This window comes from Nonomuraea sp. NPDC004186, assembly GCF_053603495.1.
The window spans coordinates 1-25,001 of sequence record NZ_JBSGFQ010000054.1 but is presented as its reverse complement, the minus strand read 5'-3'; the positions used below and the strand labels follow the sequence as shown (position 1 = coordinate 25,001).

General features: G+C 68.4%; 26 protein-coding genes and 2 tRNA genes. 14 read left to right on the top strand and 14 right to left on the bottom strand.

What is annotated here, in order from left to right:
* Window positions 1-71 precede the first annotated feature (71 nt).
* Complete coding sequence (locus ACWEPL_RS35860) at window positions 72-1,256, bottom strand: PucR family transcriptional regulator (RefSeq protein WP_452438839.1); 1,185 nt, start codon at window positions 1,254-1,256, stop codon at window positions 72-74.
* A gap of 202 nt (window positions 1,257-1,458) precedes the next feature.
* Entirely contained in the window at window positions 1,459-2,448 is a 990-nt protein-coding gene (locus tag ACWEPL_RS35855; protein ID WP_452438838.1) for an aminoglycoside phosphotransferase family protein, read from the bottom strand.
* Window positions 2,449-2,553: 105 nt separating this feature from the next.
* On the opposite strand from ACWEPL_RS35855, the gene ACWEPL_RS35850 reads away from it, so the two are divergent.
* Entirely contained in the window at window positions 2,554-2,973 is a 420-nt protein-coding gene (locus ACWEPL_RS35850) for a DUF6461 domain-containing protein (RefSeq protein ID WP_363977332.1), read from the top strand.
* Between the two features lie 502 nt (window positions 2,974-3,475).
* Here ACWEPL_RS35850 and ACWEPL_RS35845 read toward each other — a convergent pair.
* Together ACWEPL_RS35845 and ACWEPL_RS35840 are read right to left on the bottom strand one after the other, a co-directional pair.
* Window positions 3,476-6,616 (bottom strand): BTAD domain-containing putative transcriptional regulator, encoded by a 3,141-nt coding sequence (locus ACWEPL_RS35845; protein WP_452438837.1) that lies wholly within the window; start codon window positions 6,614-6,616, stop codon window positions 3,476-3,478.
* A 261-nt stretch (window positions 6,617-6,877) separates the two neighbouring features.
* Window positions 6,878-7,039 (bottom strand): hypothetical protein, encoded by a 162-nt coding sequence (locus tag ACWEPL_RS35840; RefSeq protein WP_363977323.1) that lies wholly within the window; start codon window positions 7,037-7,039, stop codon window positions 6,878-6,880.
* Between the two features lie 84 nt (window positions 7,040-7,123).
* Between ACWEPL_RS35840 and ACWEPL_RS35835 the strand changes: the two genes are divergently transcribed.
* A complete protein-coding gene (locus ACWEPL_RS35835; protein ID WP_452438836.1) occupies window positions 7,124-8,140 on the top strand; it encodes a LysR family transcriptional regulator in 1,017 nt (338 codons plus the stop codon).
* 122 nt (window positions 8,141-8,262) lie between these two features.
* On the opposite strand, the gene ACWEPL_RS35830 is transcribed toward ACWEPL_RS35835, so the two are convergent.
* Window positions 8,263-8,335 (bottom strand) — tRNA-Arg (locus ACWEPL_RS35830).
* 229 nt (window positions 8,336-8,564) lie between these two features.
* Between ACWEPL_RS35830 and ACWEPL_RS35825 the strand changes: the two genes are divergently transcribed.
* From ACWEPL_RS35825 to ACWEPL_RS35805, 5 genes are all read left to right on the top strand, one after another.
* Window positions 8,565-9,728 carry a sensor histidine kinase gene (locus tag ACWEPL_RS35825; RefSeq protein ID WP_363977317.1) on the top strand — a complete coding sequence of 388 codons (1,164 nt, stop codon included), beginning with the start codon at window positions 8,565-8,567 and terminating at the stop codon, window positions 9,726-9,728.
* A 2-nt stretch (window positions 9,729-9,730) separates the two neighbouring features.
* Window positions 9,731-10,357 carry a response regulator gene (locus tag ACWEPL_RS35820; RefSeq protein ID WP_452438863.1) on the top strand — a complete coding sequence of 209 codons (627 nt, stop codon included), beginning with the start codon at window positions 9,731-9,733 and terminating at the stop codon, window positions 10,355-10,357.
* 234 nt (window positions 10,358-10,591) lie between these two features.
* On the top strand, window positions 10,592-10,885 hold the full coding sequence (locus ACWEPL_RS35815; protein WP_363977311.1) for a hypothetical protein: 294 nt from the start codon (window positions 10,592-10,594) through the stop codon (window positions 10,883-10,885).
* A 1-nt stretch (window position 10,886) separates the two neighbouring features.
* Window positions 10,887-11,618: a prolipoprotein diacylglyceryl transferase gene (locus ACWEPL_RS35810; protein WP_449912425.1), complete on the top strand. Its 732-nt coding sequence runs from the start codon at window positions 10,887-10,889 to the stop codon at window positions 11,616-11,618.
* A complete protein-coding gene (locus ACWEPL_RS35805; RefSeq protein WP_363977305.1) occupies window positions 11,615-13,171 on the top strand; it encodes a radical SAM protein in 1,557 nt (518 codons plus the stop codon). Before ACWEPL_RS35810 ends, ACWEPL_RS35805 begins: the two co-directional genes overlap by 4 nt.
* On the opposite strand, the gene ACWEPL_RS35800 is transcribed toward ACWEPL_RS35805, so the two are convergent.
* The 3 genes from ACWEPL_RS35800 to ACWEPL_RS35790 are packed head-to-tail and all read right to left on the bottom strand — an operon-like array spanning window position 13,143 to window position 15,292.
* A complete protein-coding gene (locus ACWEPL_RS35800) occupies window positions 13,143-14,330 on the bottom strand; it encodes a hypothetical protein (protein WP_452438835.1) in 1,188 nt (395 codons plus the stop codon). The genes ACWEPL_RS35805 and ACWEPL_RS35800 overlap by 29 nt on opposite strands.
* On the bottom strand, window positions 14,327-14,794 hold the full coding sequence (locus ACWEPL_RS35795) for a SigE family RNA polymerase sigma factor (protein WP_452438834.1): 468 nt from the start codon (window positions 14,792-14,794) through the stop codon (window positions 14,327-14,329). Before ACWEPL_RS35795 ends, ACWEPL_RS35800 begins: the two co-directional genes overlap by 4 nt.
* A 39-nt stretch (window positions 14,795-14,833) precedes the next feature.
* Window positions 14,834-15,292 carry a MaoC family dehydratase gene (locus tag ACWEPL_RS35790; protein ID WP_350732503.1) on the bottom strand — a complete coding sequence of 153 codons (459 nt, stop codon included), beginning with the start codon at window positions 15,290-15,292 and terminating at the stop codon, window positions 14,834-14,836.
* A 263-nt stretch (window positions 15,293-15,555) separates the two neighbouring features.
* Between ACWEPL_RS35790 and ACWEPL_RS35785 the strand changes: the two genes are divergently transcribed.
* Window positions 15,556-16,737, top strand: coding sequence for an ATP-binding protein (locus ACWEPL_RS35785; protein WP_350732505.1), 1,182 nt, complete (start codon window positions 15,556-15,558; stop codon window positions 16,735-16,737).
* 103 nt (window positions 16,738-16,840) lie between these two features.
* Here the strand turns inward: ACWEPL_RS35785 and ACWEPL_RS35780 are convergent, their stop codons facing one another.
* Window positions 16,841-17,632 carry a MauE/DoxX family redox-associated membrane protein gene (locus ACWEPL_RS35780; RefSeq protein WP_363977295.1) on the bottom strand — a complete coding sequence of 264 codons (792 nt, stop codon included), beginning with the start codon at window positions 17,630-17,632 and terminating at the stop codon, window positions 16,841-16,843.
* Between the two features lie 7 nt (window positions 17,633-17,639).
* Window positions 17,640-18,584: a hypothetical protein gene (locus tag ACWEPL_RS35775; RefSeq protein ID WP_350732508.1), complete on the bottom strand. Its 945-nt coding sequence runs from the start codon at window positions 18,582-18,584 to the stop codon at window positions 17,640-17,642.
* Window positions 18,585-18,800: 216 nt separating this feature from the next.
* Between ACWEPL_RS35775 and ACWEPL_RS35770 the strand changes: the two genes are divergently transcribed.
* Complete coding sequence (locus tag ACWEPL_RS35770) at window positions 18,801-19,310, top strand: SigE family RNA polymerase sigma factor (RefSeq protein WP_350732510.1); 510 nt, start codon at window positions 18,801-18,803, stop codon at window positions 19,308-19,310.
* A 22-nt stretch (window positions 19,311-19,332) separates the two neighbouring features.
* Here the strand turns inward: ACWEPL_RS35770 and ACWEPL_RS35765 are convergent, their stop codons facing one another.
* On the bottom strand, window positions 19,333-19,824 hold the full coding sequence (locus ACWEPL_RS35765) for a MarR family winged helix-turn-helix transcriptional regulator (RefSeq protein WP_452438833.1): 492 nt from the start codon (window positions 19,822-19,824) through the stop codon (window positions 19,333-19,335).
* A gap of 191 nt (window positions 19,825-20,015) precedes the next feature.
* On the opposite strand from ACWEPL_RS35765, the gene ACWEPL_RS35760 reads away from it, so the two are divergent.
* Together ACWEPL_RS35760 and ACWEPL_RS35755 are read left to right on the top strand one after the other, a co-directional pair.
* A complete protein-coding gene (locus tag ACWEPL_RS35760) occupies window positions 20,016-20,582 on the top strand; it encodes a YceI family protein (RefSeq protein ID WP_363977288.1) in 567 nt (188 codons plus the stop codon).
* 162 nt (window positions 20,583-20,744) lie between these two features.
* Window positions 20,745-20,834 (top strand) — tRNA-Ser (locus ACWEPL_RS35755).
* 89 nt (window positions 20,835-20,923) lie between these two features.
* On the opposite strand, the gene ACWEPL_RS35750 is transcribed toward ACWEPL_RS35755, so the two are convergent.
* Window positions 20,924-21,367: a tyrosine-type recombinase/integrase gene (locus tag ACWEPL_RS35750; RefSeq protein WP_452438832.1), complete on the bottom strand. Its 444-nt coding sequence runs from the start codon at window positions 21,365-21,367 to the stop codon at window positions 20,924-20,926.
* An 89-nt stretch (window positions 21,368-21,456) separates the two neighbouring features.
* Between ACWEPL_RS35750 and ACWEPL_RS35745 the strand changes: the two genes are divergently transcribed.
* Both ACWEPL_RS35745 and ACWEPL_RS35740 read left to right on the top strand, forming a co-directional pair.
* Window positions 21,457-21,912 (top strand): hypothetical protein, encoded by a 456-nt coding sequence (locus tag ACWEPL_RS35745; RefSeq protein ID WP_452438831.1) that lies wholly within the window; start codon window positions 21,457-21,459, stop codon window positions 21,910-21,912.
* Window positions 21,913-22,293: 381 nt separating this feature from the next.
* Window positions 22,294-22,482 (top strand): hypothetical protein, encoded by a 189-nt coding sequence (locus tag ACWEPL_RS35740; protein ID WP_363977282.1) that lies wholly within the window; start codon window positions 22,294-22,296, stop codon window positions 22,480-22,482.
* 185 nt (window positions 22,483-22,667) lie between these two features.
* On the opposite strand, the gene ACWEPL_RS35735 is transcribed toward ACWEPL_RS35740, so the two are convergent.
* On the bottom strand, window positions 22,668-23,978 hold the full coding sequence (locus tag ACWEPL_RS35735) for a DUF2716 domain-containing protein (RefSeq protein WP_452438830.1): 1,311 nt from the start codon (window positions 23,976-23,978) through the stop codon (window positions 22,668-22,670).
* Window positions 23,979-24,357: 379 nt separating this feature from the next.
* Between ACWEPL_RS35735 and ACWEPL_RS35730 the strand changes: the two genes are divergently transcribed.
* Window positions 24,358-24,492: a hypothetical protein gene (locus ACWEPL_RS35730; RefSeq protein ID WP_452438829.1), complete on the top strand. Its 135-nt coding sequence runs from the start codon at window positions 24,358-24,360 to the stop codon at window positions 24,490-24,492.
* Between the two features lie 21 nt (window positions 24,493-24,513).
* Here ACWEPL_RS35730 and ACWEPL_RS35725 read toward each other — a convergent pair whose 3' ends face one another.
* Window positions 24,514-24,897, bottom strand: coding sequence for a hypothetical protein (locus tag ACWEPL_RS35725; protein WP_452438828.1), 384 nt, complete (start codon window positions 24,895-24,897; stop codon window positions 24,514-24,516).
* Window positions 24,898-25,001: the final 104 nt, after the last annotated feature.

Genomic DNA, 25,001 nt, shown 5'->3' with positions numbered 1-25,001 from the left:
GTCATCGTCACTTCGGGAGAATCTCCGCCATGGCGCCGGGCAGGTGTTCATCACTAATGTCAAAATGGCGGTCAGACAAAGCCGTGCTCGTTCCACGCGCCGGCCAGCAGCCGGGTGACGGTGGTGCTCAGCACCCGGACGCCGTGCGTGGAGCCCGGCTCGATCCCCACCAGCTCCCGCACCCGCCGCAGCCGATAGTCGAGCGTGCGCGGGTGGATGTGCAGCGACTCGGCCGTACGCAGCCGGTTCATGTCGTTGCGGTAGTAGGCGTCCAGCGTGGGCACCAGGTCGGGCCCGTCGCCGAGCCGCCGCGCCGTCTCCCGCAGCCACTGGTCCACCTGCGGCGTCTCCACCGCTCCCAGCTCCGCGAACACGTCGGCCACCCCGTACGGCCGGCGCGGCACCCGTTCGATCGGCGCCACCCGGCTGACCTTCCGCGCCAGCGCGGCCGCCTGGACCAGCGCGCGGCGGCGCCCGTGGGCGGTGCCGACCGAGCACGGCCGCCCCACGACCTCGGCGACCGCCCGCGCCAGCGCCAGCCCGGCCCCCTCGGCCGCCGCCCGGTGCTCCGGCCGCGTCCCGTGGTAGGGCACCAGCGCCACGAGCTCATCCGGTTCCTGCCATCCGAACGGCATCCGGTGCCGCTGCAACAAGGTGCCCATGACCTCCTCCCGGCACTGCTCCGGCGGCTCCGGGGCCACCCGTACCACCGTGACCAGATAGTGCTCGGTCATCGGCACTCCGAGGCTCCCGGCCAGCTCGCCGGCCATCGGGTCGTCGTGCAGCACCATGGTGGCCAGCAGGTGGACGCGTGAGGCCGTCGGCAGGAACCGCTCGTACCCCCGGAAGTAGCCGCGGGTGTAGACCGCCTGCGCCGCCGTGCCCTGCTCGGCCAGCCAGTCGATCATGCGCATCGTGTCGGTCAGATCGCCGGGCCCGGCCGCCTCGGAGATCTCGCGCAGCGTGAAGGCGGCATGCAGCGCGAGCGCGCCGCGCTGGCAGCCCGGTGCCACCCCCTGTGCGCCGCGCTGCTCGCCGACCGACTCGATGAAGGCCAGGTCGCTTTCCAGCAGCGGCTCGCCGCAGGCGGCCAGCTCGGCCGTCCGACGCCGTACGACGACCGCGAACTCCATCATCGACGCCCGTGATCCGGACTCGATCGCCTGGAAACCGGCGATCTCGTCGGCGCAGGCGTCCACCACTCTCCTCGCGTTGTCGTCGGCCCTGCGTTTGAGCATGCCGAAGAGGTCCCCCATGTCGAATTCTCCCCGTGACGTCGCCGTCGTTCATGTCTCTTCTGGAACGCGCAGTGCGATATTCGTCGGCGGGGTGGTTTCGTATCAGTGGGCTTTTCCGGCGTTTTCGGTCACCCGGCAGAAACGGGGGTGTGGTCAGGTATGAAAGGAGCACTCCTGGATTTCGGGCCGCCGAGGGCCGGTGAAAGTTTCATTCGACGGACTATCCCGCGGTCCAGCGGGATCCGGAGCTCAGGATGCGGTCCAGAGTGCGTCGGCCCATCCGGCTCATGGGGGGGTTGGTGTCGAGGTAGTACCAGACGAGGCCCATCGCCTGCTGGAAGGCCCACGCTTTGCCCCGCTCCCATTCCAGGTCGTCGCACCCGAGGTCCAGGCGGAGCACCTGCCGCGGCCCGGCCTCAAGCAGATGCCAGGCACTCACAAGATCCAGAGCGGGGTCGGCCGGCCCGAAGCCGCCGACGTCGAGGACCCCGGCCAGCCGACCGGCGGACACGAGCACGTTGCCCGGAATGAGATCACTGTGGGTCATCACGTCGGCGTCCTTGCGCGGCAGGCTCCGAAAGTCCTTCCACAGTCCGCGAAGCCGGGGGACGTCGAGGAGTTGTTCGCTCTGCTCGAAACAGGTCTCCATCCACCCGTCATGGGCTTGCAGGTCGCCTCCCCGGCCTTGGCCGGCGAACGTGCGGCCACGCGTGTCGATCGCGCGCAGGTCATTGATGAGATCGGCCAGGTCGTGGGCGAACGCGACCGATTCGCCCGGGTCCTCATCGGTGGCCACGGCGCCGGGCAGCCAGGTCTGCACCGACCACGGGAGGGGGTAGCCCGCGCCGGGCTCACCGAGCGCGACGGGCTCGGGCGTGGGAAACCGCGTGCGACCTGCCAGCTCCCGGGCGGCTTCCGCTTCGGACTCCAGCCAGCCGCGAATCGAGTCGACGTGCCCGTCCTGCAGAGGGAACCGAGCCGCGAAGCGGTCGCCGATGCGAAAGATGGCGTTGACCGTCCCGTGGGCCGCGATGCCGGTGATCGGCAGGCTCCGCCACTCGGGGAACTGTTCATCCACCAAGGCGCGTACTGTCTCCGGTGACACCGTCAGCTGGTTGGCGTGCATATCCACGCCGGAAGCGTTCCGTGTCCCAGCCTTCTCCCGCAACGGCTTTTCGGCGAATACGTCGTACCTGAATGCGATGATCACGGCACTGTTCTCCGAGAAAGGCAGCAGATGAACTACTGGTTCGAGAGCGAAGCCGTGTCCGTCACCTACGTTCGTGATCTGTCCGCGGAGCAGGCCCTCCTCCGCATGGGCGCCACGATCAGCCCCGAAGCCGAGGCCGAAGGGGAGGAGGGTGAGATCGCCGCCTTCGAAGTCGATGGCGGAGTCGTTCTGGCCGAGCCGAACGGCTTCGCCGCGACCCTGGACGAGGTGATCACACGGCTGTCCAAAGACACTGTGGCGGCCACTGTGTTCTACAACGTCAATCTGGATCAGCAGTTCGTGTATGCCGAGGGCGGCGTGGTCGTCACCACGTTCGAGCCCGACCGGCCGGACAGCCGCGCCGGCAGCGACCCTGACCGCCTGCTCCCGCGCATGCGCGAACTGGGCATGGAGACGGAGAGCGACCTGGTCAAGGCCGCCGAGCTCGCCCAGATCGTCACCGGCCTGGAGCTGCCCGGCGATGACGCCGATCCCACCTTGATCGGCATCATGCCGGACTACTGACGGGACCTCGCCGCTAACGGTGCCGGGAAGACCACGACGGTGAACGTGCTGACCACGCTGCTGACCCCCGACGCGCACGATGCCCCACCGCGATCGCAGTGAGTTCCGACATGACGACCGGATTCATCAACCGGCTTCGTGTGATGAGCGTGTCCCGGGCCGCGGTGCTGAACGCGCACGTGATCGGGACCATGCTACGGAGCCTGTTGGCCATCGCGCTGGTCACCGGGGTCGCGTTGCTGATGGGATTCCGGCCGTCGGCGGAAAGTGCGGGCCTCGCCGGTGTCCCGCTGATGATCCTTCCCTTCTTGAGCAGCGCATTCGTGCCGGCCGACAAGATGGGGCCGGGTGCGCGGCAATTCGCCGAGTACCAGCCGTTCACCTCGATCATCGAAACCCTGCGCGGGCTGCTGACCGGCACGCTGTCGACGGGCTCGGCCAGCACGGCGATCGCCTGGTGCGGGGATCATGTTGATCGGCTACCTGTGGGCGCGCGCGTCGTTCACGAAGCGAGCGTGATCTCGGCCAGCTCGCGCCAGTCCCTCCGCGCACCGTCATGGGTCGCCTCGGTGAACAGGGTTTCGCCGAGGCGATTCCGCGTGTCCGCGGCGATCCTGGAAGCGTCCGGCAGCGAACGATCCGGCGTGCCGCGCACGCTGTCGCTCGCCCCGAGCAGTCGCGCGGCCTGCTCGTACTGTCCCTGGCGCAGCGCGAGATCCGCGATCCCGATCAACAGCTCGGCGACCGCCGGTAGATACGCATGCTCCACAGTCGTGCGGAACGCCTCGGTCCGGTGTGCGCGGGCCGTCTCGAGATCCTCGGTGAGGTAGCCGTACAGGTCCATGGTCTTGGCAAAGATGGAGCCGACCCTGTCCGAGCCGCCCAGCACCGCCTGCACCGTGGCCAGGTGCTCGTGTGCCTGTTCCTGCTCGCCGCGCCAGCGCGCCAGCACCGCCTTCGACAGCGCCAGCTCGGCAAGCGCGTCCGGCCACGCGATCCCGCCCGCGCACCGCTGCGCTTCTGCCATGGCGGACGTGCTGGATCGCTCATCGCCGAGCAGCCAGTACAGCTGGGCCTGCCGCGCCCGCAGGCCGATCACGTCCTCGGTCGCGCCTATCTCGGTCAGCGCCACGGCCGCCTCTTCGTAGTGCTCACACGCGCGCGTGAACTCGCCGCGCATGGCGAGCCGTTCGGCCAGGAAGGTCAGCGCCAACGAGATCCCCCACCGGTCACCCAGCGTGCGGAACTCGGCAAGGGCGATCTTGGCGTCGACGTCCACGTCGGTCTCGTCGCCGCCGAGCGTTAGCCGGAACCGGCCACGAGTGAGCCTGGCCTGCGCGCGCACCCATGGATCATCATCGGTGATGAGCGGCTCCAACGCGGGCAGGAAGTCCGTCGGACCCTCCAGAATCCGCTCCAGCAACCCGACGAACCCGAGCAGCGGGTGGTGATACCCGCTGCGCTGGGACAACCGGTACGCCTCCTGGATCCACTCCCGCGCCTGATACTGATCGCCGCCGACCCCGGAGCTCACGAAGATGGTCACGAGCAGGCACGCCAACGCCCGCACCTCATCGGGCACCTCACCGGGCAGCGAGACCGCCGCGATGCTCAACTCGGCGCCCTCGACCCTGTGCCTGCTGAAGTAGTACCAGCCCGCGGCCCCGACCAGCCGCGTCGCCTCCTCGGCCCATCCCTCGGCGATCGCCCCGCGCAGGGCCGCGCTGATGTTGTCGTGCTCGGGCTCGAGCGTGGACAGCCATTCCAGTTGCTCGGCCCGACGCAGGTGCGGATCGGCCGTCTCGGCCAGCTCGGTGAAGTACGCAAGGTGCGCCCGGCGCGCCTGCTCGGTCTCCCCGGCTTCGGCGAGCCGGTGCGCCGCGTACTCCCTGATGGTGTTGAGCATCCGGTAGCGCGGCGTGTCCTCGCCGTCGGCGAGGAGCAGCGACTTCTCCATCAACGCGGTGAGCACGTCGAACACCTGCTCCCCGGCGAACGCCTCGCCCCCGCACACCCGTTCGGCCGCCTCCAGGCTCGCCCCGCCGGAGAACACCGACAGCCGCCGCAGCACGCCACGTTCGGCCTCGGTCAACAGGTCCCAGCTGTAGTCCACGACCGCGCGCAGCGTCTTGTGCCGGGAAAGCGCCGTACGGCTGCCGCCGGTCAACAGACGGAAACGGTCATCGAGCCCGCGTGCCAGCTGATCGACGGACATGGTGCGCAGCCGTGCCGCGGCCAGCTCGATCGCCAGCGGCATTCCGTCGAGCGCCCGGCAGATCCGCGCCATGGTCGCCAAGGTGTGCGCGTCGGAGCCGATGTCCTTGCGCACCAGACCCGCGCGGTCCCGCAGCAGCCGCACCGCGGACGAGGACGCGACCTCGGAGGGGTCGGCTCCCTCGGCGGGCAGCGCGAGTGGCTCGACCCCCCACAGGACTTCCCCGAAGATACCGAGCGGTTCCCTGCTCGTGGCCAGGATCCGCAGCCTGCGGCACTCTCCCAGGAGCCGATCCGCGAAGGCCGCGGCCGCCTCGATCACGTGCTCGCAGTTGTCCAGGATCAGCAGGATCGTGCGCTCCCGGACCGCGGTGATGAGCCGATCCATCGGGTCCCCGGCCCGCGCGCCACCGAGCAATGCCTGGTCACGCAGGCCGATCGCGGTGAGAACGGCCTGCGCCAGGTCACCGCCTGCCCCCACCGAGGCCAGTTCGACGAGCCACGCCCCATCCGGCAGCTCGGTGAGCATCGTTCGCGCGGTCTCCGTGGCCAGCCGGGTCTTGCCCGAGCCGCCCGCCCCCGTCAAGGTGACCAGCCGGTGCTTGACGGCCAGTTCGGCGACCGCGGAGACGTCGTCATCCTTGCCGACGAAACTCGTCAACTCGGCGCGCAGGTTCGTCCTGTGGTTCTCCGTTCGCCGGCCCAGCTCGCCGCGGAGCAACGCGGTGTGCAGCGCGGAGAGCTCGGCCGACGGATCGGCGCCCAGCTCCTCGGCGAGCCGCTCGCGCGTCCGCTGGTACAGGGTCAACGCCTCGTTCTCACGCCCCGCCTCGGCGAGCGCTCGCATCAAGGCCGCCACGAACCCCTCCCGCAGCGGGTACGTGGCAACCAGGTCGGTCAGCTCGGAGACCAACTCCGAGCCGTGGCCGAGGCGGATGTCGGCATCCACCCGATCCCCGAGAGCGGCGACGTAGAGCTCGTTCAGACGCGCGACCGCGGAGTCGAACGCGTCGCTGCCCTGCAGCGCGATGTCCGCCATGGCCGTACCACGCCACAACGCCAGGGCCGGGCGCAGCAGATCCGCCCGCGCCGCAGGCTCGGCGGCACGGGCCTGACCGACCAGCTGCTCGAACCGGGACACGTCCACGGCATCAGCAGCCAGAGCCAGCCGGTACCCGCCGGAATCCGCCTCGATCACACCGGCCGGCAACACCCTGCGCAGCCTGGAGACCAGCGCCTGCAAGGCGTTCACTTCGTCCGCGGGCGGCTCTTCCCCCCAGATCCAGTCCACCAGCCTCGCACGCGTGACGATCCGGCCGGGTTCGAGGGCGAGCGCCGCCAGCAGTGCGCGCAGCCGAATCCCAGGAACCTCCACCACGGCCCCGTCATGGTTCCGGACCTCGAACGGTCCGAGCAATCCGACTCGCATATCGGTAATTGTGCCGAACCGCGGCGGCGACTACCGCCACCGCATGCAATCCGAAGGCGTTGTCGCAGGTCAGGCGAACGTGTTCGGTCTTCAGCTTGGGTCTTCAGCTTGGGTCTTCAGCGACCCTTGCGGCAGCGGCGGATGCCCGCGGCCTGAGCCCCGCCGGCAGCCAGGACCGGCCCGTAGCCTGCCTGCTGGACTGGACTGGTCGGCCAGCAGGTCAAACCTGGGCGCCTCGATCCCCGCTGCCGCAGCACTACGTCATGCCGGTGCTCTGAACCTCCTGCGCTTCGGCCTCTTCGCGGGCCACCCGTTTGTGACGTTCTGAGCCGTCAACCCCGGCGGGTGGATCAGGCTCAGGAGGACGCCGATCTGGGCGGGCGACAGCGGCATGCCGTTGAGCAGCTCTTTCATGGGGATCATGGGTCCACCCTGACGGAGATCACGACGCCGGGTCCAACACCGGAAAAGCCAGGATTAACGCGGATCTGTTGTTAATGTTGCCGCGTGGACCTGCATCCCCGGCTGCTCAGGGTGTTCGTGACCGTCGCCGAGGAGCTGCACTTCGGCCGCGCCGCCGCCCGCCTGTACGTGGCCCAGCAGGCGCTCAGCCGCGACGTGCGGCGGCTGGAGGAGCAACTCGGGCAGGCGCTGTTCACCAGGACCACCCGGCGGGTGGAGCTGACCCCTGCGGGGGCGCGGCTGCTGTCCGGGGCCAGGCGGCTGCTCGCGCTGCATGACGAGCTGGTCGCGGAGGTCTCCAGCGCCCGGGGACCGCTGCTCGTGGACGTCAACATGCAGGGGCACGAGCCGCCACGGCCGCTGGTCAGGGCCAGGGAGCTGGCGCCGGGAGTGGAGATCCTCGCCCGCTTCCACGGCGGGCTGGCCTCCGGGGCCGCCGCCATGCGGGAGGGGCGTCTCGACGTGTCGTTCGGCCGCTTCGCCGGACTGCCCGCTTCCGTGCGCAAGGGGCTGGCCCAGGTGCCCGTACGGCTGGATCCGCTCGCCGTGCTGGTCTCCGAGGACCATCCGCTGGCCGCGCTGGAGGAGGTGCCGCTCGGCGTGCTGGCCGATTTCCCGCTGGACGCCATGGCGGGCAATCCCGCCACCACCGAGTGGACCGACCTGGGCGAGCGCCTGGCGGAGGAGTTCGGGCTCACCCTGGCCACGCCACACGCGCCACCGGTCGGATCCCACGAGATGGGCCTCTACCTGCAACGGCACCGCGAGCCCGTGCTGGCCACGGCGAAGGTCGGCGGGATTCCGGGCGCCGTGGTGCGGCCGCTGGTCGATCCCGTGCCGCTCGCCCTGGAGAACCTCGTCTTCCCCGAGGGCCTGCGACATCCGGGTCTGGACGCGCTGCTCCAGGCCGTGACGGAGATCCGAAGCATGGAACGCCGGCTGCGCCGGCCGCCGCACTCCTGGCTGCCCGAGGCCGACGAGGCGCTGCTGAGGCGGTCGGGACGTGGTCACGGGGATGGCGTCTCGGAGGCGGGCCCAGGTTCGGGACGGTGGCCGGCATGACCGAGGCGACCCGCAACGACGTGGACGGGCAGCGCGCCCGTCGATCACGCACCGCGTAGATCGTCCTGAAAAGCACGAAGGCCCGCTCCAGGTTTTCCCTGGTGGCGGGCCTTTCTACTGTGCGCGGCCGACAGGAGTCGAACCCGTAACCTTCTGATCCGTAGTCAGATGCTCTATCCATTGAGCTACGGCCGCTCGCTGCGTAAGCAAGCATAGCGGGTTCTGCGGAGTACCTCGAACCAGTTATGGCAACCGTGGGGCCCGCTCCCTCCATCTTGCCCGTGATCTCGCTGGTTGGCCGGGGGTGGCGGTACATCGAAGGGTGTATCCACAGGCGGGTCCCGCGCAGGAGGGAACGGGGCGTGTGGGGTGGTGAGATGGGGACATGAAACGGGAGGCGTTGGGGGCCGGGGTGGCCTTTGCGATGGGGGTGGTTCTCATCGCGGGTGGGGCCGCGCTCCAGCGGGGCGTGCCCGTCTGGCTGCTGTGCGTGCCGCTGGCGATCACCTGTGCCGGGGTGCTGGTGCGGCAGCGGGCGCCCCTCGCCTCGCTGGGGCTGGGGGTCGTCGCGATCACGATCGACGCGTTCGTGGGGCCTTCACTGGCGACGGTGCTGATTTTCACCGACAACCTCTATGCCGCGGCGCTTTACGGGCCGGCTCGGTTCGCTCGGTGGCTGCTCGGGATCACCGCCGTGCTGGCGGTCGCGGCCGGGGCCGTGGCCGGGTTCCTCGCCGCGGACTGGCGGCTGCTCGCTGTCATGGGGGTGCAGGCGGGGCTGGTGCTGGTGACGCCCGTCACCACGGCGCTGGTGCTGCGGGAGCACCGGGATCGGGCGGCGGCGGAGCGGGAGCGGGCCGAGCAGGTGGCTCATCTGGCCGAGCTCGACCGGCAGGCGGCCGTCGCGGCTGAGCGTACGCGGATGGCGCGCGAGCTGCACGACATGATCGCGAACCATTTCAGCGCCATCGCCATCCAGTCCACCGCCGCGCTTTCGCGTAAGGATCTCGATCGGGCGACCGTCCGGAAGGTCATGGAGTCCGTACGGGAGAACAGCGTGAAGGGGCTGGCCGAGATGCGGACGATGATCGGGCTGCTGCGGCAGGAGGGTGACGATCCCGCTGAGGCCATGCGGCCTCGGCTGGCCGATGCGGAGACGTTGGTGGAGCGGGTCACGCGGGCCGGGCTGGTCGCCGAGCTGCGGGTCGAGGGGGAGCCGCGGGAGCTGCCCGCATCGGTTGATCTCGCCGGATACCGGATCCTGCAGGAGGCGCTCACCAACGCGCTCAAGCATGGGGACTCGCCGGTCCGGGTCGTCATCGCGTACGAGGCGGGGCGGGTTCTGATGAGTGTCGAGAACGCGGTCGGCGGGCGTGGGGCGCGGCTGCCCGGTGCTGGGGCAGGGCTGATCGGGATGCGGGAGCGGGTCTTGCTGGTCGGTGGTTCTTTCGAGGCCGGGGCTTCGGGGGACGGTGATCTGTGGCGGGTGTCTGCCGAGTTGCCCACCGGTGATGAGCAGGCGGTGCCGTACGCGGCCGTCCTGGGCCTTGGTTCGCGGGAAAGGGAGTCGGGGGTCGAGGCGCGGTGACGATCAAGGTGCTGGTGGCCGACGATCACGCGGCGGTCCGGGCGGGGATCGTGCTGATTCTGGACGGGGCCGAGGACATCGAGGTCGTTGGCGAGGCGGCGGACGGGGAACAGGCCGTGGCCATGGCCCGGGAGGCGCGCCCGGACGTGGTGCTGATGGACGTGCGGATGCCGCGGCTCGACGGCATCTCGGCCACGCGGGAGCTGGCGGGGGTCAGCGACGTGCTGATCCTGACCACGTTCGATCTTGATGAGTACGTCTTCGGGGCGCTGCGGGCGGGGGCCGCCGGGTTCCTGCTGAAGAACACCGATGCCGAATCGCTGGTCGAGGCCGTGCGGCTGGTGGCGCGCGGGGATGGGCTGATCTCGCCGGGAGTCACGCGGAAGCTGATCGCGGCGTTCGCCGGGCAGGCGCCGCGGAGGGAGCCGGCGGCCGATCCGGGGAGTTTGACGCCTCGGGAGCGGGAGGTGCTGGCCTGCATCGGGCGGGGGCTGTCGAACGCCGAAATCGCCAGAGAGCTGGACATGGCGGAGGCCACGACGAAGACGCATGTCAGCCGGGTTCTGAACAAGCTGGGGTTGAAGAGCCGGGTGCAGGCGGCGATTTACTACTCGGGAGAAGGGGCGTAGAGGCTTAATCTGGGCGTTGTGAGCACGCCGCCGCCCCCGCCCCCGGAGCAGCCCGGAGAGCCCACCCCGCCTCCGGAGGAAGGGTCATCCGAGGGGCAGGCCGGTTGGGTCCCCCCATCTCCGGGGTACGGATCCGGGCAACCGCCGTACGGGCAGCCCCCGTACGGGCCGCCCCCGTACGGGCCGCCGCCCTATCCTCAGGGGGCGCCGGCGGCTGGGCGTACGTCTACGGGGGTGTTCGTCGCGTTGGTGTTCGCCGGCGTGGCCATCTACAGCGTTTTCAACATCGTCATCGGGCTGCTCGTCTTCGTCGCCGCGTTCGGCACATCCGACAGCGCCACCACCCCATACCTGGCGGTCGGCGCGATCTTGCTCGCCCTCATCGGCCTGGGCGCCGGCGCGGGGCTGCAGTTCGTCCGCAAGCCGTGGACCAGAGGCATAGGCCTCGGCCTCATGATCGGATGGGCGCTCTGGTCCATCGTGACCGCCGGCTTCTGCACGGGCCTCAACCCCGGCCTGTACACCTGACATGCCCTACCACGAGATATTCGTCGGCCTGGGCGTGCTCGTGGCCTCCGTCGTCTTCGTACGGGAGGCGCGGCGGAGGGGCGCGCTCAACGAGCAGTCGCTGACCGCCGTCGCCGGCGCGCTGGTCGGGGGAGCCATCGGGATGCGGCTGGCGGGCTGGCTGGAGACGCTGGATCTCAAGGACCTCTGGCTGTACGGCTCCCGCAGCATCCTCGGCGGCCTGACCGGCGCGTACGTGGGCGTGCTGCTGGCCAAGAAGATCATCGGCTACAAGGAGCGGACGGGAGATCTGTTCGCCCCGGCCGTCGCGCTGGGCATGGCGGTCGGCCGGATCGGATGCCATCTGACCGAGGCGCCGGGCAGGCCGACCGAGCTGCCATGGGGAGTGCACGCGCCCCCGACCACTCCCGAGTGCCCCGGGTGTCTCACTGGGCAGGCCATGCACCCGTCGTTCATCTACGAGATCATCTTCCAGCTCGCCGCCTTCGCCGCGCTCCAATGGGCGCGCAAGCGGCTCACTCGGCCGGGCGAGCTGTTCACGCTCTACGTCGCCGCGTACGCCGTCTTCCGCTTCCTCGTCGAGTTCACCAGGGCGAACGAGACGGTCTGGCTCGACCTGACCAGGCCCCAGTGGTTCCTCGTCCCGAGCCTGCTGCTGCTCGCCCTCAGGCTCGGGTACGGCTGGCGGCGCGGCTACTACGATCCCCTGTTCGAGCGAAGGGTCATGGCATGAGTGCAGGTATGGGTTTGCGGGGCGACCGCATCCACAGGTACGTCAATGCGTTCTGCCCCCACTGCCACGGCCAGGACCTCGACAAGGTCGAGCGGCTGAGCGGCTATCTGGCTGAACGCGACGGCAGGATCTGGCTGGAGCGCGGCTGCCGCGAACACGGCCTAATCAAGACGTTGTACGACGAAGACCCAGAAATCCTGAAATATCTCGAAGAGTGGACCGCTCCGACCAAGCAGCACGTACCCGATATTTCCGGGAACTTCCTCCCCATCCCTTCCGCCTACCTCCACGGTCTCCCCGAAATGCAGACCCAGCACACCTGCATTCTCCTTGAGGACATCGCCGAAGCCTGCAACCTCCGCTGCCCCACCTGCTTCGCCGACAGCTCCCCCGACCTGACCGGCATTGTCCCCGTCCAGGACATCCTCGCGAACGTCGACCAGCGTCTCGAAAGGGAGAACGGCAAGCTCGACGTTCTCATGCTGAGCGGCGGCGAGCCCACGCTCCACCCCGAGCTCAAGATCCTCCTCACCGAGCTCGAACAGCGCCCGGTCACCCGCATCCTGATCAACACCAACGGCGTCCTCGTCGCCAGGGACGACTCCCTCCTCGACCTGCTCACCGAGCACAGGGATCGGGTGGAGGTCTACCTCCAGTACGACGGCCCGTCGGCCGAGGCCTCGAAGCACCACCGGGGCGGCGACCTGACGCGCATCAAGGCCCAGGCCGTGAGCAGGCTGTCCGAGCGGGAGATCTTCACGACCCTCGTCATGACCGTCGCGCTGGGCGTCAACGACGGTGAGATCGGCGACGTCGTACGCCTCGCCCTCGACACGCCGTACGTGGGAGGCGTGTCGATCCAGCCCCAGTTCGGGTCCGGCAGGTCGGGCGCCATCGACCCCATGGACCGGCTCACCCACACCGGCGTGCTCAAGCGCCTCGGCCCGCAGACCGACGGCCTCGTGACCTGGCGCGACCTGACTGCCCTGCCCTGCTCCCACCCCCATTGCTGCTCGGTCGGCTACCTCCTGCGCGACGACTCGAGAAGGTGGCGCTCGCTCACCGCGCTGATCGGCCACGACCGGCTCAAGCAGAACCTGGGCCTGGTCTCCAACCGCATCGCCGACACCGAGCTGCCGCGCGAGCTGCGCCTGGCCGTACAGGAGTCACTGCTCGGCCTGCTGTCGGAGCAGTCGTCACTGTCGCACCCGCAGATCGGCGACCTGTGGCGGACCATCAGCGAGAACTGCGACCTGGGCATCTCCACGCTGCTCGCCCTGACCGTCAGGCGGAAGAAGCTGCGCAGGATGCTGGGGGAGCGGGTGGTCCGGATCACGATCAAGCCGTTCATGGACATCTCGACCATGATCGAGGAACGGCTCGCGCAGTGCTGCGTGCACGTGGGGACGCGGGCCGAGCAGGACCAGTGCGCGCCGTTCTGCGCCGTGCAGGCCTGGCCCCAGCTCTCCCGCCAGCGCCTGTCGGCGGTGGCGGCCCGGCCGCGCGCGCCCTTCGAGCCGGTACTCATCGAGCAGCCAGGTTCACCACAGTGAACTCTTGTCTGCCTCCTGTGCCGGTGTCCCAGAAGGGCGTGTCGGAGGGCGAAGAGGATCTTCCCGGACCTTTCGCCCAGGGACCGAGCCGGCCCATTGTCCCGGTGGACAGGTCGTAGAGCACGACGGTGTCCGTTCCGCCGCGCAGCACGAAAAGGGCGTACCGGTCGCCGATGAGCGAGTCCTGTCTCCACGGAAGCAGCTCAGGAGGCAGAGTCCGCCGTTGGGAGCCGTCCACACGCTGCACGATCACGCGCCTGCCCTCCACACCGACACACCATTGTGGATGGCACCGCATGAAGCTCACATCGCGCGGCAGCGGCACGTCGACGGCCTGGCCGGTCTCCAGGTTGACGAGCCGGTTCTCGTTCATTTTCCGCTTGTCGCCGACCTTCCGGGCCGCCCAGGGCCAGGAGGTCAGATGGAGGCCGTCGGTGCGTGGCATCCGCGCAGGCGTCCCGCCGGTGATCGGCATGCGGTAGACGCCGCCTTCCGCCGGCGACCACACGAGGGAGTCGCCCACGATGCCGATCGCAGCGACGTTCGCCGCGACCTCGCCCACCCGCCTGGCCGTGCCCCCCGCACGGGGCATGATCCAGAAATCTGACCATTTGCCCCCATTCCAGGTCCCACCGAACCAGGCGATGTACTGCGCGCTCACCGCTATCTTCGCCAGGTGATACTCCTTACGCGGAGCCGGGACGTCGCCGAGGACGCGCGTGGTCTTCGTGGTCGAGTCGTACGCCTCCAGCCGCACAGTCGACTTCCCTGATGCGGATACCGCGGCCAGCAGCACCTCGGTCGCGCTCAGACTGGTCACTGGTTCCGTGGTCAAGCCCAGGGGGTTCTTGGCCGGCACTTTGACGATGGCTCGCGGCCACACCTCGGTGACCGATCTGACCCCTTGCGAAGGGGTCACAGGCTCGCGGCGACCGTCCATACGTGAGACGACCGCCGCCGTACCCGCCACGACCGCCACCACCGCCGCGGCGGCGAGCACCACCCGCACGCGCTTCCTGGTACGCCGGGCGCGGCGGCGGCGGGCCACGCCGTCCGCGAGATCACGGTGTTCCATCTGGACGGCCGCCGCCCGCAGGGTCCGGGCCAGATCGCGCTCGTCCCGCACCGCGTCACCACGCCTTCCCGAAGCCCCGTTCATCGCGCCTCCTGCAGCACTCGCTTGATCCGGAGCTTGTCCAGGGCGCGGGCCGCCTGGCTGCGCACGGTTCCGCGGGAGACACCGAGGATCTCGGCGATCTCTACGTCCGAGAGGTCCTCGTAGTACCGGAGCACGAGTACGGCCCGCTGCTTGCGGGGCAGTTCCTGGAGCTCGGCCCAGAGGTCGGCGTCGCCGTAGCGATCGAGTTCGCCGCGTTCGGGGACGGTGGCCACCAGGTCCTCCCGGCGCCGCCGGCGCCACGACCTGATGTGGAGCCTGACCATGGTCGTGCGGACGTACCCCTCGGGGTCGTGCTTCTTGCGCACGCGGGGCCAGGCGTCACCCAGCCGGGCCAGGGCCTCCTGTACGAGATCGGCCGCGTCCTCGGAATTTCCGGCCAGCACGAAGCCGTACCGGAGCAGCGCGTCGCCCCGGGCTCGGACGAACTCGTCGAAATCCTCCACGAACCCAGGGATCACACGGGACGCGCTTCTGTTGCAAACCTACTCGGCGGGAACGTACAGGCTCAGCGTCTCGGCGATGCAGGCGGGCCGCTTCTCGCCCTCGATCTCGATCGTCATCTTCAGGTTGGACAGGTAGCCGGCGGGGGTGCCCTTCACGTCCGTCAGCTCGCCCACGGCCCTGATCCGGGCGCCGACCAGGATCGGCCGGGGGAAGCGGACCTTGTTGAGGCCGTAGTTGACGCCCATGGCGATGCCCTCGACCTTGACCATCGAGAACATGAACGACGGCAGCAGCGACAGGCTCAGGTAGCCGTGGGCGATCGTGGCACCGAACGGCCCCTCCTTGGCCCGCTCCACGTCGACGTGGATCCACTGGTGGTCGTCGGTGGCGTCGGCGAAGAGGTTGACCTGGTCCTGGGTGACGGTGCGCCACTCGGTCGGGCCGAACTTCTCGCCGACGGCCGCCTTGAGCTCCTGAACATTCGCGAAGGTCCGCATGGATCCGAACGCTATTGCGCAGGCGGGACGGGTGCCAAGTTCGGCGCCGCCGCGACCTGTTGCGAAGATCTTTACTCGAAACCATCGCATAGGTGTTCGAGTCCGCGCTACAGTTCTGTGTACCGCAATCGAACAAGGGTTCGGCCTGGTGAGAGGGGGTGTGTCCGATGACGGTGCTCGCGACCGCCCCTGCTCGGACACGCCGTAGCACTTTCTTCCCAAATCTAAGACGGCCGCTATATCCGGCAATAAAGTCCGAGAGCGTGGACCCTGTGCGAAACCCCTACGCCCCCGGAGCCGGCCAGCGTCCGCCGGAGCTCGCCGGGCGCGACCGAGAGCTGCAGCAGTTCGAGGTCGTGCTGGAGCGGGTGGCCCGCGGCCGTCCCGAGCGCAGCATGGTCGTCACCGGCCTGCGAGGGGTCGGTAAGACCGTCCTGCTCAACACGTTCAAGTCCATGGCCATGCAGCGGCTGTGGGGCACGGGCAAGATCGAGGCCCGGCCCGACCAGTCGATCCGGCGCCCCGTGGCGGCCGCGCTGCACATGGCCATCCGGGAGCTGGCGCCGCGCCACCGCGCCCCCGAGCGCATCGAGGAGTTCCTCGGCGTGCTCAAGGCGTTCGCGATGCGCGATCCGGCGGCGGCCAAGGGCACCTCGCACTGGTCGCCCGGCATCGAGGTGCCTGCCAGCCGCGGGCGCGCCGACTCCGGCGACCTGGAGATCGACCTCACCGAGCTGTTCGTCGACGCCGCGAGCGTGGCCACCGACCTGGCCGTGGGCATCGCGCTCTTCATCGACGAGATGCAGGACGTCCCGGCCGCCGACGTCTCCGCGCTCTGCGCCGCCTGCCACGAGCTGTCCCAGACGGGCGGGCCGCTGATCGTGGTGGGGGCCGGGCTGCCGCACCTGCCGAGCGTGCTGTCGGCCAGCAAGAGCTACTCCGAGCGGCTCTTCCGCTACGCGCGCATCGACAAGCTCGACCGCGAGGCGGCCGATATGGCGCTGATCCTGCCGGCGCGGGAGGAAGAGGTGGAGTTCACCCAGGAGGCCCTCGACGCCCTCTACGAGGCGGCCGACGGTTATCCCTACTTCGTGCAGGCGTACGGCAAGGTCGCCTGGGACCTGGCGCCGCGCAGCCCGATCACCATCGAAGACGTCAAGGTCTCCGCGCCGGAGGCCGAGGAGGAGCTCGCGGTCGGGTTCTTCGGCAGCCGCTACGAGCGGGCCACCCCGGCCGAGCGCGACTACATGCACGCCATGGCGCAGATCGGCGACGAGCCGGTCGCCACCGCGGAGGTGGCCGACGCCCTCGGGCGAAAGCCGTCCAGCCTCTCGCCCGCCCGTGACAGCCTCATCAAGAAAGGGCTCATCTACAGCGCCGAGCGCGGCCTGATCGCGTTCACGGTGCCGCACTTCGGGAAGTTCCTGCGCGCTCAGCCGATCTGAGCGACGCCCCTAGACCTCTATTGGGCTGTCTAGTGGGGAAGCTAGACAGCCCAATAGAGCTATATCGCCATGCCTGTCGAGCGGAATCTAACGCTTTCTAGCGTCAGGCCGATACTGGCGTATATTCCGGCAGAGTCCCGTTGCCCGCCGCGCTGACCACGGCCATCCGCACCGCCGGGCGCCGGCCGCTGAGGTAGACGGCGAACACGACGTCGTCCGCGTCGTGGTTGCGGAAGGCGTAGAAGCGCCAGCACAGCTCGCGCCAGTTGTCGTACGGCTCGGCCGAGGTCAGCTCGCCCGCGTGGGCCCGCCAGGTGCCGCTCGACCTGAGCCTGGCCAGCGTGACCGACTCGGCGGGGCCGCGGCGCTGCTCGCAGGGGGCGCGGAACCGTACGCGGTCGATCAGCTCCTCGATCTCCGGGGAGAGGAGCGCGAGCACGGCCACGCCCGCGACCGTCAGCCACTGCGGGTGGACCACGGCCACCCACCCCGGCACCGGTGCCCACACCGACAACCCGGCCATCCCGGTCAGCGCGACCGTCCGGCCGACCGAACGCAGTCCGACCGGCGCCGAGCTCACCTCGCCGAAGCAGCCGCAGCCGGCGTCCGGCCGGCGTCTGCGCAGCTCCAGCAGTACGTACGTGGACAGGGCGAAGAAGGCGACCGTACCCCACCGGAAGAACGGATGCGCCGTGACCAGCAGCCCCACGGCCAGGAATAGCTCACCCGCCGCGCAGACCAGCAGCGCGACGGCCTGCATCCGCCCCGGCACCAGGACGGCGGGCCCCAGCCTGGACAGCGAGCCGGGTTCGCCTCCTGTGCGCACGGTGATCAACTTGGCCACCATGCCCAAGAGGAGCACCGCGATCAGAAGCGGCAGCTGCGATTCGAACACGTGCCCGTCACCCCAATCCGATCTGAGCGTTGAAACAGCCTTTGACCAGGTCGCCGCCGAGCTCCACATAGGAGAACGGCGACAGCTCCACGACCCGCCCGCGCGGCGACGTGTCGCACTCGACGCAGCGGTCGCAGAAGCGCCCCGCCACGCACCCGCACGCCACCACGGGAACGTTGGCGTTCCGCTGCGAGCACAGGTTCCTGACCTGGAGCAGCGACCCGACGGCGAGGTACGGCAGCCCGGTGCACGACACGCCGGCGTCGGGGCAGCCGGTGTCGGAGCGCTCCAGCATCGGGTACGCGGCGCCGCGCTCTTCCTCGTCGAACGTGTCCGACCAGGTGGCGGGGCCCGAGATGCGGGACTGCAGCCCGGCGTACGCGGGCGGCGGGGTGGGCACCGCGCGGGCCGGGTAAGGGGGCTGCGAGGTCGCGGGCAACATGGCCAGGCTCGTCCCGTTCTGTCTGATCCCGATCGCGTCGAACAGGTAACCGGGCTCGAACTTGGGATGCCGCACCTGCAGCCGCCCCGACGCCCGGTAGGGGATGACGACCGTACGGTGGCCCCGGTGCGGGCCGCAGTCGAGCTCGACCGTCAGGTCCCTGCGCCCGCTGATCGACAGGATCGTCCCGGTGATGCGGGTGGTGTCCGCCCAGATGCGCTCCACCACGCGTCCGTCACGCGTACGCATGACGACCATGGAACCCGCGGGGAGATCGGCGGGCGCGGCGTCCTTCCCGTGCCAGGCGGTGGCCCAGGGGGCGATCACGAGCCGCTCCTCGGCGCCGTCGGGGGTCTCGATGATGATCAGATGCGGGCTGACGTCCTTGATCTCGCCGGCGACGGCGCGTAAAGGCTCCCCATTGTCCGGGTCAGGACCGGGAACGCCGGATTCGCGACCGAGCGCGGCCGCGGCGAGCACCCGACGGCGCTCAACGCTCGGATACCCCATCGGCCCCTCCCTCGTCGGTACTAGATTCACACGACTTGGGCGTAGCTCACACCGTAGCGGCGCAGACGGGATCAAAATACGCATCCCCGGGGAAGTGAGATGACACCCGGCGTCGAACAAACCGCCACCGACCTTGACCTACCTTTATCGTCGGCGGGCCGAAACCTGAATTCTGGTTCAAGCTCAATAGAGCATCAGGCTGCGATTCTGGCCACGATGCAGACCACCGGTTGGGAAGACGAGTTCCGCGAGTACGTGAGGGCGCGCGGTCCTGCTCTGCTGCGCGCGGCCCACCAGCTCACCGGACACCCGCTGGACGCGGAGGACCTGCTGCAGAACGCGCTGACCAAGACGTACCTGGCCTGGGACCGCATCGAGGACCGGGGGGCGCTCGACGGGTACGTGCGGCGGGCCATGGTGAACATCAACATCTCGCAGTGGCGGCGGCGCAGGCTGGAGGAGTACCCCTCGGACGATCTGCCCGAGGTGTGCTGCACCTCCGAGGAGCCGCACGGGGACGTGCACGAGCAGCTGGAACAGGCTTTGGAGGAGCTGCCGGAGCGGATGCGGGCGGCGATCGTGCTGCGGTATTACGAGGACATGACCGAGCCGGAGATCGCCAGGACGCTGGGGATCAGTGTGGGCACGGTAAAGAGCACGGTGTCGCGCGCGATGGCCAAGCTCAGGAACGCGCTGGGCCTTCCATCGCACGGGCACGGCTCATGACCTTCGATCTACGACCTCGGCCTCATGGGGCTTCGGCTTGCACGCCCATGGCGGCTTGCGCCAGGGCCGTGGCTTCTTCCGGCTGGTGTGCGGCCATCTCCGTGCATGCTGCCGTGGCCTGAGCCCCAGTCGCCCCACTTGCCCCTGCGGTGGCGCAGGGCCGTACCACGTCCCTGATCTTCCGCAGCGTGGCCAGGAACGCCTCCAGCTCCTCCGCGCCCAGCAGCCCGGTGAACCAGTCGTCGATGTCCTGCACGTGCTGCGGCAGCACGGACTCCAGCCGCGCCCGCCCGGTCTCGGTGAGTACGGCGTAGGAGGCCCTGCGGTCGCTGGGGCACGCCTCCCGGGTCACCAGCCCTTCCCGCTCCAGCCGGTCGACGACCCTGGTCACCCCACTCGTCGACAGTTCGGTCTGCGCGGCCAGATCGCTCATCCGCAGCCGCTGTCCCGGGGAGCGGCCCAGCCGGAGGACGGTCTCGAAATCGATCTCCGACAACCCCGCGCCGCCGAGCACTGGCTGAAGTCTGGCCAGTAGCCCCCCATGCACCTCCGTCAGAAGCCCAACGGCCGTCAGCCGGTGGTCGTCAAAGTTCATCACCCTCATAGCGTAACCGACGATAGTTGACGCGTGGAATATTCCTCGTGTAGAAATTTGTTGCCGCAGACATCCGCACAGCAACGAACCCCCAATCGAGGAGAACCCCGATGACCACCACCCGCACCTGGGAGTCCCTGACCATCCCCGCCGCCGGCACCTACAACTTGGACGTGGCTCACACCCGCATCGGTTTCGTGGTCAAGCACATGATGGTCAGCAAGGTCCGTGGCCACTTCGGCTCCTTCAGCGGCTCGGTCACGATCGCCGAGAACCCGCTCGAGTCGACCGCCGAGCTCACGATCCAGGCCGACAGCATCGACACCGGGGTCGCCGACCGCGACGGCCACCTGCGCAGCGACGACTTCCTGGCCACGGAGAAGTTCCCGGCGATCACCTTCAGGAGCACCCGCGTGGTCGGCCACTCGGGCGACGAGTTCACCGTCGCCGGCGACCTGACCGTCCGCGACGTCACCAAGGAGGTCGAGCTCACGGTCGAGTACGGCGGCGCCGGCACCAACCCGTGGGGCGCTCCGGTCTGGGGCTTCTCGATCACCACGGAGTTCGACCGCGAGGAGTTCGGCCTGACCTGGAACCAGGCCCTGGAGACCGGCGGCGTTCTGGTGGGCAAGAAGGTAAAGATTGAGATCGAGGGCGAGGCCAACCCGGCCGCGTAACCCGGTTATCCACAGCCCCGAAGCCCGTCCACGCTCTGGGCGGGCTTCATCCACAGGCAGTTATCCACGGGCTGTTGATAACTCTTGGCGAAGGACGGGGATCAATCACTTTGCCGCCTCGCCAGAAGGCCGGTACGCTGTCCTGAGCCGCGAAGGCTTCCAGGAGGATTCGCCTAGTCAGGTCTATGGCGCCGCACTGCTAATGCGGTTTGGGTTTACCGCCCATCCGGGGTTCAAATCCCCGATCCTCCGCAGGCGGAAGGCCCTCTCCCTTGATCGGGGAGAGGGCCTTTTTGATCTTCTGTGGGCACCAGGGTTGCAGTTTGGGTTGTAGTTGCCCGTCACGGCTGTCCCCAGAGGGCCTGGTCCATGCGGTTGCTGGCGTCCTTTATCTGGAGCGTGGCCACGTGTGTATAGCGCTCTGTGGTGGTCACGCGGGTGTGGCCGAGGATCTCCTGTGCGACTCGGATGTGGACGCCCTGTTCGATGAGCAGGGTTGCCGCGGTGTGGCGGGCGTCGTGAACGCGGGCATCTCGTACGCCGGCCTGCTTGAGGATGGATTTCCACTGCTTCCAGTCCTCCGTGCGCTCGATCGGGCCGCCGAGCTGCGTTGTGAAGACCAGATCGTGATCGGTCCACTTACCCCCAGCCTTGAGCCGTTCGGCGGCCTGGAGCTTCTTGTGGATTCGTAGAAGGGCCAGAAGCGCCGGCGGGTACTGGAGGGTGAGCTTGCTCTTGCCCTTGCGTTGCCGAAGATCAGCCCGCCGCCGGTGCGCTTCGGGCACTTGTCCGCGTGACTCGTACAGTCCTTGAGGCATGGGCGCCTGAAGCAGCGGTGCGAGCGCTTCTTGCAGTCCGGCTTGCAGTCGCGATCATGCCGGTGCTCCTTGCAGTTCTTCTTGCACGCCTTGCGGTGCCACTTCTCTCCACAGGCGTGCGGATTGTTGCAGCCGTGCTGCCACTCCGACCGCTGGATCTGGACGGAAGGCGCGTCCACCAACGTGGCTACGTTTCGTGCGAGGCGTCCCCGCCGTACTGCGATCGTGAGGGCACGAGACAGGATGCGGTGGACCTTGAGAACGCTGCTGGAGGAGAGGCCCTCTTCGAGTATCGCGGTATAGGCGGTGTCCAAGTGCTCAGGGGCGAGCCGATCGAGGCGATGCTTGCCGAGGAGCGGCACGATCCAACTCCTCGTCTTGGATCGGTAGTCCGTCAGCGTGCGCGGCACCAATTTCTCGAAAAGAACCAGGCGCTCGCAGATCACATCGAGGAACTCCGCCATCCATTCGGCAACGGTCGGAGCACGTCACGCCTTGCTCACGCGCCCTGACTCTCGCTGGGTTTCGAGCTCGCGGACCTTGCGCGTCACCTCCGCCTCTGCCTTGCCCTTACGGTGGCGGCGATCAGGTGACCCGTCCGGCTTGATACCGACTCCCCGGCCCTCCGCCCGCCCGCCGTCCGGGCGTGCGGCCTGGGGGCCGGTCCCGCACGGCGCGGGACGCCGGGCCGGGCACCGCACGCCGCCCCCGCCGTACCGACCGAACGCACCGGCCGGGGTTGCCACACCGCCGCACCCAAGTAGCCCTTACGATCGCCGCGGCATGGCTGGTCGCCGTACACGGTAGGGTCCGTTCCTTACCCTGGCTCACCGACTAACGTGGCTGATCGCCGAGCTTGACCCCTGAACCGGCGGATTGCAGGGTGACGAGCTATGGGCAGAAGGCGCTACGTCGCCAGAGGCGTTCCCGGCGGCTACCGGATCTGGGACAACAAGGTGCGACGCTGGTGGGGCGACCTCTACGAGTTATGCCCCGACGATTTGCTCGACGAGTTGAACGGCGCGCGTGACTACGACAAGATCACGGCTCTCCTCAAATGTTATCGAGCTATGAAGCGGTAGGAGGTGATCCGCTCCGGATGAAGGTTTTGCGAGGTGGCGTCTCATACGCCATCCATGGCTTCCAGTCGTACCAAAGGACCAGTGGGTAGCTGTAGTCGTCGTCCATGTTGCCGGGCGGAACGGACCGTTGGGCAACCATAAGCGGCCAGTCGGTCGTAGGGCTGGCGTGCCGACGTGGCATGTCGTCAGGGACCAAAGCTCCAGACGTTGCCGACGGGGCGCCCGCCGCGCCGCAGCACGGTGCCGAGAAGGCCAGTGAGGTCATCGTCTACGTGGGCGAGAAGTTCGTCGCCGAAGACACATAAAGACGCTTCCCGCCAGTTGCCGAACGTGCCCATCCGGAGGTCCTCAGTGACTTGGATGACGTGTTCATCGATGAGATAGGCGTAACTCATCCACGGGGGTTGCCCCGGCCCGCCGATGCGAGTTGGGTCGATGCGAGAGCCGCTGATGTACCACTTGAGGCGGTAGAGCCGGTCGCCGGGCCGAGCGCTGGCACGTAATCCGCGCGCGACGATCTCCTCTACCTCGGCAAGCAGGGGGTCGTCCGGGCGGTCGACGGCCTCGAGGTGCCAGGTGGCGGAGGCCGGAGGTTCGGCGAGACCCCGATCGGCGGTCTCGTAGGTCACCTCGAACCGGGTCTCGAACCGCTTCCAGATCTCGTCATGCTCAGGATCGGACAGAAGCTGTTTCGCGGGGCGCTCCCGGGCCGGTTCACCAGCAGGCGCCCAGCGGTAGGTGCTCACCCGGGCGATCTCATGGAAGCCCGCCGCGAGGTAGGCAGGGATCAAGGCGCCGGTCGCCTCGGCAGTAAGGTGACGCGGCGTCCGAGGCCGATACACCTGCCGAATATCGCGCCATTCCGCCCAGGCGGCCGCGGCGTGGAGCAGTTCGGGGCGTGGGCCGGTGATTCCACCGATGGCCGCGAAGTCGGTGTCGGCCACTCGTTCGATCCAGATTGCGTCCAGGATCCGCCCGTCGTACTCCAACACCAGGATCTGCATCTCTGATCCTGTTCCGCGGGCCGTCCCGTCGGCCTCCAACTCCGTAAGCGGCCTTCGCTGCTCTGGCGCGGCCGCGGCCATGCGACACAGCCGCTCTCGTTCCCCACGGAGATAGGGCCGTATGCGCATGCCAGATCGCAGGACTTCGGGTGACGGGATGTCGGCGATATCGGCCGCCAAGAGGGTCCGCTCCAGCCCCGGGATGAATCCTGCGTCTCGCAGCGATGCAGGGAGCAGGGGTGAGTCGTGGGAGTGGACTTTCCACTCGATCGGTTCGCAGCGTGCGGCGAAGATCTCCTGTTGTCGGCGGATCAGCCCTGCCAGATCTTCGCAGACGAGACTGGTGAGGTCGACGGTCCCGTGGGTGCCGAAGTGGGTTCGTACCAGTGGTCCATCCCGCTCGATCACGGCTCCCCACAGCAACTCCTGCGGCACCCGGCCCCGCAACTGGTTGTCGTACGCAGTCAGCAGCGCCTCAGCCACTCCATTCACGCAGTCCACCCCTGATCAGTCCGGCGACCATGTGCCACGGCTTGATCATCCCAACTGACCTTGTGTGTTCGCACGTACATGGCTCTGCGTATTCGTCAGCACACCGGCAGTGGCAAGATTCGGAACACGCGCGGAATGATCTTGCTCTTTCGGCTCGCGCCAGCTTGATCGTCCGGGTCATCAGCGGGCCATTGAAGGGGGTGACGAAGGGGAAGCCATGGTCACGCAGGAACGGCTTTTGCCTTGCTCGGCCCCCCGTTGAGCTGTGATCGATACAGTTCCCAAACTGATAGTGCGGGAAGATGCTCTTGTGGGAGATCTCTGGGGCGCCATTGATGATCACATCGTCCGTGGACGTGTCCTTCCGGTCCTGATGATCATGCGGGACCAGTTCGGTGACACGATCCATGAGGCTATCGACAGGTTCGCCGAGCGCTACGAGTACCTCCGGGAGGTGCGGCCCGATGACTTCACGAAGTCTCGCGAGGAATACGGGCGGGGCTTCTACTCCTAGTACTCCAGTGTCACTTTGAGATCATGGCTGCTGTTCGGATGCGCCCTCCTGGGCGATGAGAAATCGGTAGCCCTCGATCATGGCGTTGAACGCCCATTCACCCCATGGCGCGTGGCGTAGTTCCTGAGTCACCGCTCCGGCTGCCTGGTGCTGCTCGTGGACCTTCTCCACACCGTCATCGAGCCGGATGTAGACCTCGACACCTGCGCCGCGGTGGTCGCGTGCGGCCGCTGGGAGGAATCGTTCGTCGTCGACGCCCAGCATGACTTGGGCATCGCCGAGGCTCACGCAGGCAAGGCGGTCATCGGAGTCCGATGGCGTGGCGAATACCAGCTCCCAGCCCGCCCGCTTGAAGGACTCGGCGGCGCGGTAGGGGTCGTCGCAGGCGAGGATCACGGAGATCATGCGACATAACCTAGTGTCCTGAGTCAGTAATTCGTCTAGTGTTCATGGTTATGGGGCGTCCGGGACCGAAGGTGGAGCCGCTGCATCTGACCGATGGCGAGCGG